The organism is Pseudoalteromonas sp. P1-7a (assembly GCF_001401855.1).
Classification (GTDB): domain Bacteria; phylum Pseudomonadota; class Gammaproteobacteria; order Enterobacterales; family Alteromonadaceae; genus Pseudoalteromonas.
In genome coordinates, this window is record NZ_LKDU01000158.1 from 1 (window position 1) to 227 (window position 227).

The 227-nt window shown below is 42.7% G+C and carries 1 tRNA gene; it reads right to left on the reverse strand.

The features are described 5' to 3' along the window. Positions 1-8: 8 nt before the first annotated feature. Positions 9-84: transfer RNA gene (locus AN389_RS19935), tRNA-Lys, on the reverse strand. Positions 85-227 lie beyond the last annotated feature (143 nt).

The window sequence follows — 227 nt, forward strand, 5'->3', positions numbered from 1 at the left end:
GTAAAGAATGGTGGGTCATGATGGACTTGAACCATCGACCAATGGATTAAAAGTCCACTGCTCTACCAACTGAGCTAATGACCCGCTCTATGTGCTTACCCTTTAAGTTAGCTGCGTAAATCCGCCGATTGAACCAAACTTTATCTTAATAAAGAATGGTGGGTCATGATGGACTTGAACCATCGACCAATGGATTAAAAGTCCACTGCTCTACCAACTGAGCTAAT